Genomic DNA, 16,861 nt, shown 5'->3' on the forward strand with positions numbered 1-16,861 from the left:
GCGGCCAGTGTAACCGATTGGATTGAGCAGGTCGCTGCGTCGTCGCGGCGCGGCCACGCCGACGGCCGACATTGACATGGCGCAGGCAGCGTGACGACTTGAGCGGCGATTACGCCACCTTGGCGTGACCGGCCATGGGCCTGGCGGCCAAACCGATGAGCCGGGCGCGGCGTGGTTATAATCAGCCCTTTCTCCTCACGGCCGCCCGGCGGACCTATCATGAAGTTCGATGTCGCCATCGTTGGCAGCGGCCTGGCCGGTCTGTCGGTTGCACTGCACCTGGCCGCCACGCGCCGCGTGGTGGTCATCTCCAAGGGAGAACTCAAGGATGGCGCCAGCAATTGGGCCCAAGGCGGTATCGCCGCCGTACTCGACTCGGGCGACAGCCACCAGCAGCATATCGACGACACCCTGGCCGCCGGCGGCGGCCTGTGCGACGCCGCCGCCACCGGCTTCATCGTCGAGCACGGCAGGCAGGCCATCGAATGGCTGATCGACCAGGGGGTGCCGTTTACCCGCGACATCCAGGCCGAGCTGGGGTTTCACCTGACGCGCGAGGGCGGTCACAGCCAGCGCCGCATCATCCACGCCGCCGATGCCACCGGCCAGGCGGTGCAGCTGACGCTGGAAGAGCGGGTACGCCAGCACCCCAACATCACGCTGCTCGAACACCATTGCGTGGTCGACCTGATCCGCCAGCGCACCGCGCTGGGCTGGTCCTGCAGCGGGCTGTACGTGCAGGACCGGCAAGCGCAGGTCTTGCCCATCGCCGCCCACCGTACGGTGCTGGCCACCGGCGGCGCCGGCCAGGTCTACCTGCACACCTCCAACCCGGAGTCGGCCACCGGCGACGGCATCGCCATGGCCTGGCGCGCCGGCTGCCGGGTGGCCAACATGGAATTCATCCAGTTCCATCCGACCTGCCTGTACCACCCCGAGGCCCGCTCGGTGCTGATCAGCGAAGCGCTACGCGGCGAAGGCGCACTGCTCAGGTTGCCCGCCACCCTGGGTGCGCTGGGCGGCCAGCGTTTCATGCCCGAACACAGCGCCAGCGCCGAACTGGCACCGCGCGACACGGTGGCGCGCGCGATCGACTGGGAGATGAAGAAACACGGCCTGGCCCACGTCGACCTCGACATCAGCCACCAGCCGGCGGCCTTCATCGCCGAACATTTCCCGACCATCATGGCGCGCTGCGCCGGGCTCGGGATCGACATCACGCGCAGCCCCATCCCGGTAGTGCCGGCGGCGCACTATACCTGTGGCGGCGTGGTCACCGACCTGGCCGGCCGCACCGACCTGCCACACCTGTACGCCGTGGGCGAGACCGGGTATACGGGATTGCACGGCGCCAACCGCCTGGCCAGCAATTCGCTGCTGGAATGCCTGGTGCTGGGACGGGCCGCGGCCATCGACATCGAGCGCGCGCTGGCGACCAGCACCGCGCTGCCGGCCGCCGCCCCCCGCTGGGAGCCAGCCCAGGTACGGCCGGGCGAAGCCGACGGCGATGCGGCAGTGGCCATCGGCATCAATCGCGACGAGCTGCGCCGCTGCATGTGGGACTACGTCGGCATCGTGCGCAGCGACGCCCGCCTGCAACGGGCCCAGCGCCGCATTGCGCTGCTGCGTGAAGAGGTCGACCTGTTCTATGCGCGCCTGCCGGTGTCGCGCGCGCTGCTGGAATTGCGCAACCTGATCGATGTCGCCGCACTGATCGTGACCAGCGCGCAACTGCGCCGCGAAAGCCGCGGCCTGCACTTCAGCCTGGACCAACCGGGCCAACTGCCGCGCGCCCTGCCCAGCGTGCTGCCGGGCCTGGCACCGGGTCCGTGATGCCGATCGTACCGCGCCTGCTGCTGGCTTGCCTGCTCGGCGCGGCCTGGCTGCCAGCGAGCCACGCCGCGCGTATCGATGCCGACGCCGATGCCCAGGCCGATGCCGATGCGCGGCATCCGCGCATCTGCCTGGCGCTGTCCGGCGGCGGCGCGCGCGGCTATGCGCACCTGGGCGTGCTGCAGTACCTGGAGCAACTGCACATCCCGATCGATTGCATCGCCGGCACCAGCATGGGCGCCCTGATCGGCGGCCTGTATGCCAGCGGCATCGATGCCGACCAGTTGCAGCGGCGCCTGGCCGATATCGACCTGTCCGACATCGCCTTCGACCGCAACGACCGCGCCCGCCTGCCGCAATCGCAGCGCGAGGACGAATACCAATACCCGATCGCGCTGGCGGCCGGTCTCGACGGCGGCAAGCTCAAGCTGGCCTCGGGCCTGGTCCAGGGCAACAGGCTGCTGACGCTGCTGCAGAACTGGACTGCGCGCTACCCGGCCAATATCGATTTCGCGGCCTTGCCGATCCCGTTCCGGGCGGTGGCCACCGACCTGGGTGCGGGCACCGAAGTGGTATTGGAGCAAGGTTCCCTGCCGCGCGCCATGCGCGCCAGCATGGCGGTGCCGGGCCTGTTCGCCCCGTTTCGCATCGGCCAGCGCACCCTGGTCGATGGCGGGCTGGTGGCCAACCTGCCCGTGCAGACCGCGCGTGACATGGGGGCCGACGTGATCATCGCGGTCAACATCGCTTCGCCACTGCAGCCGGCCGACACGCTGCAGTCGCCCACGGCGGTGGCCCAGCAGATGCTGGCAATCCTGATCCAGCAGAACGTCAAGGCCCAGAAAAGCCTGCTGGGCGCGCAGGACATCCTGATCGAACCCAGCCTGGATGGCGTGTCGTTCACCGATTTCGCGCGCGGCAAGGACGGCATCAACGCCGGTTGGGAAGCCGCCCGGCAGCACAGCGGGCCATTGCTGGCGCTGGCGCTGCCTCCCCGGCAATGGCAGCAGTACCTGGCGCGACGGGCCAGCAACCCCATTGCCCTGGCGCCTGGCACCCGCATCGACGCCATCGAGGTCAATAGCGGCACCCGGGTGCCCAGCGCACACGTGCAGCAGCAACTGGGGGTGGCGCCGGGCGACCGCTACGACGGCCAGGCCATCAACCAGCGGCTCGCGCAATTGTCGATGGACGGCGACTTCAACAATGTGACCCAGGAGCTGATCCGGCAAGCCGATGGACGCAACCGGCTGGTGGTCGACGCCGAGGACAAATCCTGGGGGCCGCAATACCTGCTGTTCGGCCTGGGGCTGTCGAACAGCTTCATCGGCGGCGGTGGCTACAACCTGCAGATCGGCCATCGCTACCCGTGGCTCAATGCCAGCGGCCTGGAGTGGCGCAACGACGCCATCCTGGGCAACCGCGTGGCCAGCCTGCAGAGCGAACTGCGCCAGCCGCTGGGTGGCGGCACCTACCTGGCGCCCTATGTCGAACTCAACCGCCGCCGTGTCGACCTGTATGCCGATGGCGCCGCGTTGAAGGCCTCGCCCCTGAACCAATACCGCATCGACACGCTGTTGGGCGGCATCGACCTGGGGGTGCCGCTGGGCCACATGGGCGAACTGCGCCTGGGCGCCGGCTATCGCTATTCGCGCTACGCGCCCACCTATAACGAGCTGACCTACCCCACCCTGTCGAGCCGCCAGCCGCTGGCGCGCCTGCGGCTGACCATCGACCAGCTCGACGATGCGCTGTTCCCGCGTCGCGGCCACTATTTCCATGGCGAGGCCAATCGCGGCTTCGGCGGCAACGACACGCGCTACAGCACGATAGAGGGGCGCACCCTGTGGGCCTTCGGCAATGGCGCCGACACCATCAATGTGGCGCTGGAAGGCGCCGGCAGCGTGTCGGCCGACGACAGCAGCGGCGACCTCGGTTTTTCGCTGGGCGGCTTCCAGCACCTGTCGGCCTATGCCAAGGACCAGTTCTCGGGCAACTACCTATTGTATGGACGGCTGACCTACCTGCGCGATCTGTCGCGCTACCAGATCGCCGGCTTGCGCAACCCGGTGCTGGGCACCAGCTTCGAGCTGGGCAATGTCTGGCAGCGTCGCGCCGGCTTCGGCGACGGCCCCTATCGCCAGAGCATCAGCCTGTTCGTCGGCGGCACCAGCCCGGTGGGGCCGCTCTACTTCGGCACCGCGCTGGGCCAGCAAGGGGTATGGAACATCTACCTGCAATTGGGACGGGTGTTCTAGGCATCGGCCGCACCGCGCTCGCGCCTGCGGCTGCGGAACTCCTGCGGCGGCAAGCCGAAGAAGTCGAGGATGCTGTTGGCCACCAGGTCGCGGTCGTTGTCCACGCAGATCATGTGATAGCTGTTTTCCAGCACCACCACCCGTGCATCCGGCATCCGGGCCTGCAGGAAATCGGCCGAGCGCAGGCTGGTCAGTTCGTCCTCGCGCGCATGCACCACCAGCGTGGGCGCCTGGATATTGCGCGCACCGGCCATGGCCCAGGCCCGCAGGCGGTCGACCTGGCGCACGCAGATCAACGGCACCCAGCGATAGTGAAAATTGTCGCCGCGCTCGAACTTGGCCTTGACCACCGCCCGCACCAGCGTGTTCTTGATGCCGAAAGGCTCGCCCTCTTCCACCTTCATGCGCGTGGCGACCCCGGGAATCCGGTAGAACAGGCCGCGCAGGCTGCTGTACCAGGGGGTGGACCACCCGTCGATATAGATCGGCGGCGCCAGTGTCACCAGGCGCCCGGTCGCGGCCGTATGCCGCACCCGCTCGGCCAGCACCAGCGCCACCAGCGAGCCCATGCACATGCCCATGATGTGCAGCTGCTCGTACTGCGGCTGCAGCGCGCGGTATTGCGCCTCGACCGCATCGACCCACTGCTCGGCACGCACCCGGACCAGGTCTTCGGGTCGGGTGCCGTGGCCGGCCAGCGTGATGGCATGGGTCTCGACCCCGCCCCGCTGCAGGATCTTGTGCAGGCTGCCCAGGTCGTATTGGGTGCCGCCCAGGCCGTGAATCAGGATCGCGCCGATGCGCCCGCTCATGGCTGCGCCCCAGGCGCCGGGCCGACCTGCCAGGCGCCGGCCACGATGGCCAGGCTGTCGTCGGGGTCGAGCATGCTGCGGCTCATGTCGGTCACCTCGCTGACCTGCCCGGCCGGCAGCAGCAGGCGCAGGCTCATGCCCGGACGGGCGTCGTCGCTGTCGTCGTCGAGCCAGCGCTGGCGCAGTCGGGCCTGATCCAACGGATGCACATGCGCCAGCACCTGCTCGATACTGGCCAGGGCCTCCGGCGCCAGGCCGAGCAAGCCCTGCACGTCACCCGACCAGGTCACGCGGCGGCGCACCGGATCGATGCAATAGACCAGCTGGCGCGATACCGTCAGCGCCAGTTCGACATCGTCGCGCCAGGCCGCGGCTTTTTCCTGGGACTGTTCGCGGGTGGTCTTGAGGGTACTGATGAGCAGTGACAGCAAGGCTGCCACGGCCAGGTAGATCTGCAACTCCAGCAGTGCATTGCTGGAATGCAGCTGCACCAGTTCCACGAAAGGGCCCCGCCCCAGCGAGTTGTAGACGAAGGCGATCACCGCCAGCGCCACCACCGCCAGCGAGCCGCCGCGCCCACCCCAGAGGATGGTCACCAGCGCCACGAAGAACAGCGGCAGGTAGGTGGTCGAGAAATTGATGTCCAGCAGGATGCGGTCGATCTCGCTGCCGAAGGCCAGCCAGGCGGTGATCAGCAGGCCGACGAAACTGGCCAGCCCGAGCAGCAAGTCGGTGCGGTCGATGCCGCCCGAACGCACCGCGCGAAATCTCGACCAGCCCGCCAGCACCGGCGTGACGATCAGGATGCCGACCAGGTCCGACAGGCTCCAGACCCGCCATGTCGGCCAGAACGGCAGCTGCTGCGTGGCACTGAACCAGAGCGCGCCGAACAAACCGCTGGCCAGGCTCGACGCCACCCCCACCAGCAACAGGGCGCGCACGAAATAGAGCCCCTCCAGCGGGAAAGGCGCGCGTCGCACCAGCCACACGGCGATGGCGGCCACGCCGATCTCGTCGAGCGCCAGCAAGGCCATGCGCCAGGTCTCGCGTTCGGCCACCCCGCCCAGCAGCAACTGCGCCACGAACAAGGCCGCCAGCAGGGGCCCCCAACGCAGCCCGGGGGTCAGCATCAGGGCCGCCACCACCACCCCGGCCGGCAGCCACAGGTAGCCGGACGCGACGAAGGCGTCGTTGAGTCGATACGAAAGCAGACCGAGGACAAAATAAAGCAGCGCCCAGGCGAGGGGCGCAAAGACACGACTGGACTGGTCGGGAGTCACGAGGGATCCTTGGAGATACTTGGTGGGCGCATTTTAACAGCGCGATACCGCACGCCAGGTCAGGCAGGGGTGGCACCGGTGAAAGATGCCGCTGGCGACCACGGCCGTCGACGCGGCACTGCGCCGGGCGCATCGACATCGATGTGCGCCGGACAGCCACGCCACGCCCGCCCGAAGGACGACCTTGCGCAAGCTCATCCATGGCGACACGGATCAGCTTTACTAACACCCAGGTCAGAGTTACGAAGCCTCATTTCTCGCTCGACATTAGAAACTTCTAACATTTATCAGCGCCAGTTATTCCCCTCTTATCCCAGTTGCCTGGCCATGAAATAGGTGCCAGAATGCGTCGACAAAAATAACAAAAAGTGGAATCGGGCAAAATATCCAATAAATCTACATGGGGGGAATTGGTAAATGAATAACAAGATACGAGGTAATAAACTTGCGTCCTTGACCCTGGTCGCCGGACTCGGCCTTGCTGCGATGTCGCCGGCCGCGATCGCGTGCTCGGGCGACTCCCCGGTGTTAGCCAGCGTCTGCATCATGGCAGTGCCGGCCACCTTCGGTTCATTCAACAGGACCTACATGCTGGCCGCCGGGCAGCAGATGTCGATCAACCAATCGACCGCACTTTATTCTCTCATCGGCATTACCTACGGTGGCAATGCCTCGACCACCTTCAACTTGCCCGACCTGCGCGGAAAGGTAGTCATCGGCGCGACCCTGCCCAACGACACGACCATCCCACAGGTCTATCCGGCCGGGACCACCGGCGGCAACGCCACCATCAAGTTGGCGGTGGCCCAATTGCCGCCGCATGTCGTCACGATCGCAGCGCTGCCGGTGAACCTGACCGGCGTCACCGCCACCACCACCCTGGCCAGCCTGGCGGCCACCGCCGACCTGTCCGGCGTGGTCATCACGGGCCCGGCGAGCGGATTGACGGTGGGCGCATCCTCGACGGCCAGCGGCCTGACTTCGCCGTCGGGCAATTACCTGGGCAAGTCGAACGGCACGGCCGGCAATATCTATTCGTCGGCCACACCGGACGTCACCCTCAATGCCGCCACCATCGGCGGCAAGCTGTCGGTCACCGTCGATAAAGGCATCGGTGCGCCGGTCACCGTAAGCGGCACCGCCACCACCACCATTGGCGGCACCGCCACGGCCAGCGGCGCCAGCGCCGTCATCGGTGCCGGCATGGAGGTGCCGACGATGCCACCCTATCTGGCATTGACGTATTACATCGCCGCTCAGAATGCCCTCTACCCCTCGCGGGACTAGGCATTGCCATGTCGCCATTGAACCGCGTCAGCGACGCGGTTCAATGGCGAATTTCATCGGGATTCGACCGTGCGTATTCTCGCATCGCTACTTTTTCTGCTGTCGTGCAGCCAGGTTCAGTCATCGCCCCGGGATCTCGCCGCCGAGCTCAAGCCCGCCCAGACCGCCCTCGCCGCCAAGGATTATTCCACCGCCTACGATGGCTTGCTCCAATTCGCCGATCGCAATCCCCTGGCGCAGTTCACACTGGGACTGTTCGAACAGCAGGCATGGGGCCGCCCCGCCAATGCCGCCGTCGCCTGCGACTGGTTCGCAAAGGCTGCCCTTGGCAAGGTTCCGGCGGCGCAGCAATTGCTGGGCGATTGCCTGGCGCGCGGCATCGGCCGAGCGGTAGACGGGCCGGCCGCCTTGCACTGGTATGAGCAGGCGGCCCGATCGGGAATTGCCTATGCATGGTGCTCGGCCGGCGAGTTGTACATCGCGGGTGTGGTGGTCCCCAAGGACACCGCGCGCGGGATCGCGCTATGCGCGGCGGCCGCCCAGGCCGGTTCACCGCCGGCCATGCTGAGGCTGGCCGACTATTATCGGGAAGGCCGCGACATGCCAGCCGATCCGCGCCTGGCGCGCTATTGGTATCAGCAGGCCGCGCAGCAGCACCAGCATGAAGCGCAGTTCCGCCTGGGCATCATGCTCAGCGAAGGCCAAGGCGGTGACGCCGATGTGGTACAGGCCCGGGCCTGGCTGGAACAGGCCGCCACCGAGGGCTACGCACGTGCCTACCTGCCGCTGGCCATCCTGTATGCCAACGCAACGCCGGACCCCGCCACGGGGGCGCTGACACCGGATGACCTGGCCAAGGTGTACATGTGGAACAGCGCCGCCAAGGCCACCACCACCAATCCGGCGCAGCTGGCCGAGATCGCGCGCATCGAGAAACTGTCGCTGGCGGCGATGCCGGCACCATGGAAACCGGTGCTGGACCGCCGCGTGGCGGAGCACCTCGCCCGGCACGACGGTGCCGGCACGCCCTGACCATTTTTTGCTTCACCGTTGCCACCAAGGGGAATCATATGCAACGCCACGCTGCGCTCAACCGTATCTATCGCCTGGTCTGGAGCCATGTCCATCAGACCTGGGTGATCGTCTCCGAACGGACCAGGGGCCAGGGCAAGCGCGCCAGCCGCCGGCTGCTGGCTGGCATGCTGATGGCGGCGGCCCACGCGGCACAGGCCGGGCCTGCGGGGGGGCAGATCACCGGCGGCAGCGGCAGCATTGGCCAGGTCGGCAACACCACCACCATTACCCAGACCAGCCAGGCCCTGTCGGCGAATTGGCGCAGCTTCAATACCTCCACCCAGGAAACGGTCAATTTCGTACAACCGTCAGCCAACGCCATCGCGGTCAATCGAATCCTGGACGCCAATCCCACCCAATTCATGGGCCAGCTCAATGCCAACGGCCAGGTCTATTTGATCAATCCCAATGGCATCCTGTTCGGCGCCGGTTCGCAGATCAACGTCGGCGCCTTGGTGGCGTCCACGCTCGACACCAGCGATGCAGGCCTGGGCGGCGCGGCACTCAACTTCAGCGGCGCCGGCCGCGGCAGCATCGTCAACCAGGGTGACATCGTCACTGGGGCCGGCGGCTATGTCGCCTTCATCGGTAACACTGTGCGCAACCAGGGCACCATCACCGCGCCCGGCGGCACCGTCGCGCTCGGTGCCGGCAGCGATGTGACGCTGGCATTCGCCGGCAACAGCCTGGTGAAAATGCAGGTCAACCAGAACACCCTTGACAACCTGGCCGAAAACGGCGGCGTGATCCGCGCCGACGGCGGCGCGGTCGTCCTCACCGCCGGCGCGCGCGACGCGGTACTGGCCAGCATGGTCAACAACACCGGCATCATCCAGGCGCGCAGCGTGCGCGAGGTCAACGGCAGCATCGTACTCGACGCCGGCAACCTGGGCACGGCCAGCAATGGCGGCACGCTGGACGCCTCCGGCAGCAACAGCGGCCAGACCGGCGGCGCCGTCCACGTCCTGGGCGGCCAGGTCGCCCTGGCCGGCACCAGCCGCATCGACGTGTCGGGCGATGCCGGCGGAGGCACGGCCCTGGTCGGCGGCAACTTCCTGGGCGCCGGCCCGCAGCAGAATGCGCAGAACGTCACCGTGGCCGGCGGCAGCCTGATCAACGCCGATGCCGTCAACACTGGCAATGGCGGCAACGTGGCCGTCTGGTCGGACCTTACCACCAACTTCGACGGCGTCATCAGCGCACGCGGTGGCGCCACCAGGGGTGACGGCGGCGCGGTCGAGACCTCGGGCAAGAAACTGCATATCGGCAGCGATTCCTCGGTGTCCACGCTGGCCTCCCATGGCACATATGGCAATTGGCTGCTGGATCCGCAGGACTTCACCATCGCCCCCAGTGGCGGCGACATGACCGGTACCCAGATCACCAATGCCTTGCAACTTGGCAACGTGACCATCAAATCGTCCCAGGGCGGCACGGCCGGCAACGGCGACATCAACGTGATCGGCGGCGACCTGATCGGTGGTAACAGCTGGACCACCGGCACCACACTGACGTTAAGCGCCTATCGCAATATCAACGTACTGGACTATGCCAATATCGACGCCAACGCCGGCACCGGCAGCATCGTGCTGCGTGCCGACAACACGGCCACCGGCGTGGGCACGGTCAATCTCGATGCCAACACCGTCAACCTCTTCGGCAACAGTACCGGCACGGTCAAGATCTACTACAACCCGACCAGCTATGCCACGCCAACAGATTATGCGGGTATGCAGGGTGGCGGCTTCCAGACCATCCAGAACGCCAACCTGAGCACCTACATGCTCATCAACCTGCATGCCGGTATTGTCGACAAAACCTATGACGGGACTACGGCAGCGACGATCACCGGTTTCTCGGTCACCGGCGCGGTACCCGTGGGCATCACGATCCAGACCACCGGCGCGTCGGCCAGTTTCTCCGACAAGAATGCCGGCGCCAACAAGACGGTCACCGTCAGCGGCGTGACCATGACCGGTGCCAATGCCAGCCGTTATTTTCTCAACGGCCTCGACAGCGCCACGGCGAGCATCAATCGTGCCAATCTCAGCCTATCGGGCATCACCGCCAACAACAAGACATACGATGGCACTGCCTCGGCCACGCTCAGCGGCACCGCAGTGGTCACTCCCCTCGGCGGCGACAGCGTCACTCTTGCCGGCACCGGCATCGGCAGCTTCGTCAACAAGAATGCGGGCACCAGCAAGGGCGTGAGCGTGTCCGGCTATACCCTCACGGGCACCGACGCCGGCAACTACACCCTGATCCTGCCTACCGGCCTGACCGCCACTATCAATCGTGCCAACCTGAGCGTGACAGGCGTCACCGCCGCCAGCAAGACCTACGACGGCAGCACTGGCGCCGTGCTGGCAGGCACTGCCAGCGTCACCGCATTGGGGAGCGATTCGGTGTCGGTCGCAGGCACGGGCGTTGGCACCTTCGCCGACAAGAGCGCCGGCATCAACAAGGTCGTCAGCGTGAGTGGTTATTCGCTCGCCGGCACCGATGCAGTCAACTACAACATCGTGCAACCGACCGGCCTGGTGGCGAGCATCAATCGCGCCAACCTGGTCGTGTCGGGCATCTCGGCCGCCGACAAGACCTACGACGGGACCTCCTCGGCCACGCTGGGCGGCGCGGCATCGGTGAGCGCCATCGCTGGCGACATCGTAGCCCTGGCGGGCACCGGCACCGGCACCTTCGTCAACAAGAACGCCGGCACCAACAAATCGGTCACGGTGAGCGGCTATACCTTGAGTGGCAGCGACGCCAACAACTATAACCTGGTCCAGCCCGCCGGCTTGGCCGCCACCATCAGCAAAGCCGACCTGGCATTGAGCGGCCTGGCAGTGTCGGACAAGGTCTATGACGGCACCACCGCTGCGACGTTGAGCGGCACCGCTTCGGTGTCCGCCATCGGCAGCGACGTGGTGTCGCTCGGCGGTAGCGGCAGCGCTGCCTTCGTCAACAAGAACGCGGGCAGCAACAAGGGCGTCAGCGTCAGTGGCTACACGCTTTCCGGCGCCGATGCCGGCAACTACAACCTGGTCGCGCCCGGCAACCTGAGCGCCACCATCAACAAGGCCGACCTCGTGGTCAACGGCGTGAGCGCGGTCAACAAGACCTACGACGGCACCAATGCGGCGAGCTTGGGCGGCGCCGCTGCGGTGAGCGCCATCGGCGCCGACGTGGTCAGCGTCAGCGGCACCGGCAGCGGTACTTTCGCCGACAAGAATGCCGGTACCAACAAGGCCGTCAGCGTCACCGGCTATACCCTTTCCGGCACCGACGCCGCCAATTACAACGTGATCCAGCCGACCGGCCTGAACGCAGATATCGTTCGCGCCGACCTCGGCGTGTCGGGCGTGACGGCGGCTGGCAAGGTCTACGATGGCACCACCGCCGCGGTCCTGACCGGCACTGCCGCAGTGGCCGCCTTCGGCGCTGACGTGGTCAGCGTCGTCGGGACCGGCGTGGGCACCTTCGCCAACAAGAACGCTGGCAGCAACAAGGCCGTCAGCGTGACCGGCTACACATTGTCCGGCGCCGACGCCAGCAACTACAACCTCGTGCAACCTACCGGCTTGAGCGCGACCATCGGCAAGGCCGATCTCGCGCTATCCGGCCTCAGTGCGTCCGACAAGGTGTATGACGGCGCCACGCAGGCGAGCCTGGCGGGCACGGCCAGCGTCACGGCCATCGGCAGCGACGTGGTCACCCTGGGCGGCACCGGCAGCGGCGCTTTCGCCGACAAGAACGTGGGCAACAACAAGGCGGTGTTGGTCAGCGGCTATACCCTGAGCGGCGCCGACGCCGGCAATTACACGCTGGTCGTGCCCTCCAGCCTGACGGCCCGCATCACCCCGGCCGCCCTCACCGTGAGCGGCATCACCGCTGCCGACAAGTCCTTCGATGGCACCACCGCGGCCACGGTCGACAGCACTCAGGCGACGCTGGCCGGCCTGATCGGCAGCGACGTGGTGACCGTCTCGGCCAGCGGCACCTTCGCCGACGCCAACGTCGGCAATGCCAAGGTGGTCAACCTGAGCAACGTCTTCGGCGGAGCCGATGCCGGCAATTACGCCATCGCGCCGCAAGCACAGGCCGTTGCCAGCATCACGGCGGCGCCGGTCATCCCGCCTGCATCGCCGGTCATCACGCCTGCGTTGCCGTCCCAACCGACCACGATCACCGCCGGCGCCTCGCCGTCGACCCGGCAGATGCAGGACATCGTGACGCAGATACAGTCATCGGTGCTGCCGCCGCAGGCGGCGACCGAACCACGCGCGCTGGAACTGTCATCGACCATCCAGGTATCACGCCGCAGCGATGACGAACCTGGGCAGCAGGCACCGTCCGCCGGCCGCGCTGCCGCCCAGCCGATCAATACCAGCACCGGCTTCGGCACGCCGGCCCCGATGTTGAACATCCAGAACGGCGGCATCCAACTGCCTCCCATGGCCACCAGCATCACCGAATAAAACCGCCCATTCATGACAATCGCAGACCTGTTGCCGTCCTTCCCCAAAACGACACTGGCCGCATTGCTGCTGGCCGCCCTCGAAGCGCATGCCGCCGGCCCGGTGGTCACACCCGATGCGGGCGCGATCCTGCAGCAGTTGCAGCCGTCGGTGCCGCCCACGCCGCAATCCGGCCGGCCGGCCCTGCAAATCGAACCGAAGAATGCCACCGGGGGGCCGGCGACGGCGCCGTTCGAGGTGCGAGAGATCCGCATCACCGGCAATACCGAATTCGCCACCGACGTGCTGCACGCGCTGGTGGCGGACCAGCAAGCAAGACAGCGCACACTGGCGCAGCTCGAAGAAGCAGCCGCACGCATCACCGACTTCTACCAGCGTCACGGCTTTCCGCTGGCGCGCGCGCTGATCCCGGCCCAGACCATCAGCGCCGGTGTGGTGGTGATCCAGGTGGTCGAGGCGCGCTACGGCCGCATCGACGTGGACAATCGTAGCGAGGTCAGCGACGCGCTGGTGCAGGCAACAGCAGCTTCCCTGCAGCCCGGCCAGGTGATCGACGAACGCCATCTCGACCGCACGTTGCTGCTGCTGTCGGACATACCGGGCGTGGGGGTGAACGCCGTGCTCAAGCCGGGCGCTGCCGTCGGCACTTCCGACCTGGCGCTGGAACTGGCGCGCGCGCCGGTGGCACTGGCCAATGCGGCGCTCGACAATTACGGCAACCGCTATGTCGGACGGATGCGGGCCAGCGGCAACCTGAACCTGGTCAATCCGTTTCACCACGGCGATGTACTGAGCCTGTCGGCAGTCAGTTCCGGTGAAGGCATGCAATTTGCGCGGCTTGGGTATGACACCCTGATCAATGGCCTCGGCACGCACGCAGGCGTGGCCTATTCGTTCGTGCATTACCGGCTCGGTGGCAGCGTCGATGCGCTGGGTGCGCATGGCACGGCCGGGGTGGCCAGCGCCTGGCTGCGCCAGCCCCTGCTGCGCAGTCGCCAGGCCAATATCTATGCGCAGGCGCAACTCGATGCCAAGCAGCTGCGCGACAGCATCGATGCCGGCGGCACACATACGGATCGTCACCTGGACAATTGGGTGCTGAGCCTCAATGGCGATAGGCGCGACAGTATCCTGGCCGGCGGCATCAGCATCTGGAGCCTGGGGTGGACCATTGGCCGCGTCGATTTCGACGACACGGCAGCGCAAACGGCGGATGCGGCCTCGGCCCGCACGCGCGGCAGTTTCTCCAAATGGAACCTGAACTTCTCGCGGCTGCAGGCGTTGGGTAACAGGGATATCGTCTATTTCAATGCCGCGCTGCAGTGGTCGGACGGCAATCTGGACTCGGCCGAGAAAATGACGGTGGGCGGCCCCTACACGGTGCGCGCCTACGATATCGGCGCGGTCTCGGGTGACACCGGCGCCTATGGCACGCTGGAATGGCGCCACGACCTGGGCTTGTCGATGCCGGGCAAGTTGCAGACGGTGGCCTTCATCGACAGCGCGCGGGTCAGGATCAATCGCCATCCGTGGAGCAGCGGTGAAAACAGCGTCAGCCTCTCCGGCATTGGCGCCGGACTGAACTGGGATGGCCCCGATTCGTGGAAGGCGGCCTTGTCGGTGGCGACCTCCATTGGCGCTCATCCCTCCACCGTGGCTGCCCCCGCCAGCGCCCGCGCCTGGCTGACGCTTGGCAAGACCTTCTGAGCGCGGCCATGCGCTGCCGGCAATCCCGGGCCTGGCCAAGCGTGAGCGACGATTGCCCGATCGACCCGATAGGTCGCGTTAGCGGACGATGCGCAACGAAAAATCGGCAGCCCGGATATCCTTGGTCAGGCTGCCGATCGAGATCCGTTCAACCCCGGTTTCTGCAATCGCGCGCACGGTATCGAGGCTGATGCCCCCCGACGCTTCCAGCAGCGCACGCCCGGCATTGACCGCCACCGCCTCGCGCATCATCTCCAGCGAGAAGTTATCCAGCAGGATCGACACGGCGCCGGCGCCCAGGGCTTCCTGCAACTCGCCGATGCTCTCCACCTCGACCTGGATCGCCACCCCGGCGTCGAGCTTGTGGGCGGCGGCCATGGCGGCGCTGATGCCACCGGCGGCGGCGATGTGGTTTTCCTTGATCAGGATGCCGTCGTACAGGGCCAGGCGCTGATTGGCGCCGCCCCCCACCCGGACCGCGTACTTCTGCGCCAGGCGCAGGCCCGGCAAGGTCTTGCGGGTATCGAGGATGCTGGCGCCGGTGCCGGCGACGACGTCGACGTAGCGCCGCGTGGCACTGGCCACGCCCGACAGCAGCTGCAAGAAGTTGAGTGCACCGCGTTCGGCGGTGAGCAAGGCGCGCGCCGGACCTTCGATGATACAGACCTCGCTGTCGGCCGCCATCAGGTCGCCTTCGGCATGACGCCAGCCTACCTGCAGGCGCGGATCGAGCCGGGTCATCACCGCCTCGAACCAGGGCGCACCGCACAGCACGGCGGCTTCGCGCACGATCACGCGGGCCGTGACGAATTCGTGCTCGGGCACCAGCATGCCGGTGAAATCACCGTCGCCGACGTCTTCGGCGATGGCCTGGTTGACATTGGCGTCGAAGGCCGCGAGCAAGGCCGCATCGAAGGGCGCAAAGGGATTGTTCAAGTTGCTGGCCACGGTGATGCTGGGGCTGGTCTTGATGGCGTGGAGGGTTGTCATGCCGGGCCGATTCCTGCAAACAGTTGCTGTTCGTCTTCAAGCCGCGCGCCGGGGCGCACATTGGCTTTCCTGTTGGCTGCGAAATCCAGCATGCGGTCGATGCACAGCACGGCGCGACGGCCGACGGCTGGATCGACGACGATTTCGTTGGCTCCGCTCTGCAGCACCTGCAACAGGTTCTGCAGACCGTTCATCGCCATCCACGGGCAGTGCGCGCAACTCTTGCATGTCGCACTGTTGCCGGCCGTGGGGGCGTCGATGAATAGCTTGCCTGGCGCAGCCAGGCGCATCTTGTGCAGGATGCCGTTGTCGGTGGCGACGATGAACGACGGCGCGCTGGACGCCTGCACCGCAGCGATCAGCTGCGAGGTCGAACCGACCACATCGGCCTGCGCTACCACCGCCGCCGGCGATTCGGGATGCACCAGCACCAGCGCCTCGGGGTGTTCGGCGCGCATCAGTTCCAGCTCGCCCCCCTTGAATTCGTCGTGCACCAGGCACGACCCTTGCCACAACAGCATGTCGGCGCCGGTCTGCTGCTGGATATAGCTGCCCAGGTGCTTGTCGGGCGCCCACAGGATCTTCTTGCCCTGCTGGTGCAGGTGCTGCACGATCTCCAGGCCGATCGACGAGGTTACCATCCAGTCGGCACGTGCCTTGACCGCGGCACTGGTATTGGCATAGACCACCACCGTGCGATCGGGATGGGCGTCGCAGAAGGCGGCGAACTCATCGGCCGGGCATCCCAGGTCGAGCGAACAGGTGGCGTCCAGGTCGGGCATCAGGATGCGTTTTTCCGGACTCAGGATCTTGGCCGTCTCGCCCATGAAGCGTACCCCCGCCACCACCAGCGTGGTGGCCGCGTGGTCGCGCCCGAAGCGGGCCATTTCCAGCGAATCCGACACGCAGCCGCCGGTTTCCTCGGCCAGGTCCTGCAGGTCCGGATCGACGTAATAATGCGCCACCAGCACCGCCTGCTTCTGCTTGAGCAAGGCCTTGATGCGGGCCTTCAGGTCGGCCCGCTCGGCCGCGCCCGGTGTCGGTGGGACGCGCGCCCAGGCGTTGGCGGTGCAGCTGCCGCCGGTCTCCATCTGCGGCCGTTCGTATTGGACGACCTTGCTTGCGGTTGCGTGCATGGC

Annotated in this window: 10 protein-coding genes; 6 read left to right on the top strand and 4 right to left on the bottom strand. The window is 66.7% G+C overall.

Annotation, left to right across the window (positions count from 1 at the left end):
* Positions 1-219 precede the first annotated feature (219 nt).
* Together nadB and PMI40_RS12695 are read left to right on the top strand one after the other, a co-directional pair.
* Entirely contained in the window at positions 220-1,833 is a 1,614-nt protein-coding gene (gene nadB, locus PMI40_RS12690; RefSeq protein WP_008115921.1) for an L-aspartate oxidase, read from the top strand.
* Positions 1,833-4,091: a patatin-like phospholipase family protein gene (locus PMI40_RS12695; RefSeq protein ID WP_008115923.1), complete on the top strand. Its 2,259-nt coding sequence runs from the start codon at positions 1,833-1,835 to the stop codon at positions 4,089-4,091. Before nadB ends, PMI40_RS12695 begins: the two co-directional genes overlap by 1 nt.
* On the opposite strand, the gene PMI40_RS12700 is transcribed toward PMI40_RS12695, so the two are convergent.
* Together PMI40_RS12700 and PMI40_RS12705 are read right to left on the bottom strand one after the other, a co-directional pair.
* Complete coding sequence (locus tag PMI40_RS12700; RefSeq protein WP_008115926.1) at positions 4,088-4,903, bottom strand: carboxylesterase; 816 nt, start codon at positions 4,901-4,903, stop codon at positions 4,088-4,090. The genes PMI40_RS12695 and PMI40_RS12700 overlap by 4 nt on opposite strands.
* A complete protein-coding gene (locus PMI40_RS12705) occupies positions 4,900-6,183 on the bottom strand; it encodes an MASE1 domain-containing protein (RefSeq protein WP_008115928.1) in 1,284 nt (427 codons plus the stop codon). The genes PMI40_RS12700 and PMI40_RS12705 overlap by 4 nt, the downstream gene beginning before the upstream one ends.
* A 417-nt stretch (positions 6,184-6,600) precedes the next feature.
* On the opposite strand from PMI40_RS12705, the gene PMI40_RS12710 reads away from it, so the two are divergent.
* The 4 genes from PMI40_RS12710 (at position 6,601) to PMI40_RS12725 (ending at position 14,732) form a co-directional block, all read left to right on the top strand.
* Entirely contained in the window at positions 6,601-7,470 is an 870-nt protein-coding gene (locus PMI40_RS12710) for a phage tail protein (protein ID WP_008115930.1), read from the top strand.
* Positions 7,471-7,539: 69 nt separating this feature from the next.
* Positions 7,540-8,502 (top strand): tetratricopeptide repeat protein, encoded by a 963-nt coding sequence (locus PMI40_RS12715; RefSeq protein WP_008115932.1) that lies wholly within the window; start codon positions 7,540-7,542, stop codon positions 8,500-8,502.
* Between the two features lie 38 nt (positions 8,503-8,540).
* The gene (locus PMI40_RS12720; protein WP_008115935.1) at positions 8,541-13,025 is read left to right on the top strand and encodes a YDG domain-containing protein; all 4,485 of its coding nucleotides are present in this window, start codon (positions 8,541-8,543) and stop codon (positions 13,023-13,025) included.
* A 12-nt stretch (positions 13,026-13,037) separates the two neighbouring features.
* Complete coding sequence (locus PMI40_RS12725; RefSeq protein ID WP_008115937.1) at positions 13,038-14,732, top strand: ShlB/FhaC/HecB family hemolysin secretion/activation protein; 1,695 nt, start codon at positions 13,038-13,040, stop codon at positions 14,730-14,732.
* Positions 14,733-14,810: 78 nt separating this feature from the next.
* On the opposite strand, the gene nadC is transcribed toward PMI40_RS12725, so the two are convergent.
* A complete protein-coding gene (gene nadC / locus PMI40_RS12730) occupies positions 14,811-15,722 on the bottom strand; it encodes a carboxylating nicotinate-nucleotide diphosphorylase (protein WP_008115939.1) in 912 nt (303 codons plus the stop codon).
* Entirely contained in the window at positions 15,719-16,858 is a 1,140-nt protein-coding gene (nadA, locus tag PMI40_RS12735; RefSeq protein WP_008115941.1) for a quinolinate synthase NadA, read from the bottom strand. Before nadA ends, nadC begins: the two co-directional genes overlap by 4 nt.
* Positions 16,859-16,861: the final 3 nt, after the last annotated feature.

The organism is Herbaspirillum sp. YR522, assembly GCF_000282575.1.
Lineage (GTDB): Bacteria > Pseudomonadota > Gammaproteobacteria > Burkholderiales > Burkholderiaceae_D > Herbaspirillum.

Excerpts from the sequence above, each read along its gene's own strand:
- nadB (WP_008115921.1), top strand. The coding sequence starts at position 220 with ATGAAGTTCGATGTCGCCATCGTTGGCAGCGGCCTGGCCGGTCTGTCG.
- PMI40_RS12695 (WP_008115923.1), top strand. The coding sequence starts at position 1,833 with ATGCCGATCGTACCGCGCCTGCTGCTGGCTTGCCTGCTCGGCGCGGCC.
- PMI40_RS12720 (WP_008115935.1), top strand. The coding sequence starts at position 8,541 with ATGCAACGCCACGCTGCGCTCAACCGTATCTATCGCCTGGTCTGGAGC.
- PMI40_RS12700 (WP_008115926.1), bottom strand. The coding sequence starts at position 4,903 with ATGAGCGGGCGCATCGGCGCGATCCTGATTCACGGCCTGGGCGGCACC.
- PMI40_RS12725 (WP_008115937.1), top strand. The coding sequence starts at position 13,038 with ATGACAATCGCAGACCTGTTGCCGTCCTTCCCCAAAACGACACTGGCC.
- nadA (WP_008115941.1), bottom strand. The coding sequence starts at position 16,858 with ATGCACGCAACCGCAAGCAAGGTCGTCCAATACGAACGGCCGCAGATG.
- nadC (WP_008115939.1), bottom strand. The coding sequence starts at position 15,722 with ATGACAACCCTCCACGCCATCAAGACCAGCCCCAGCATCACCGTGGCC.
- PMI40_RS12710 (WP_008115930.1), top strand. The coding sequence starts at position 6,601 with ATGAATAACAAGATACGAGGTAATAAACTTGCGTCCTTGACCCTGGTC.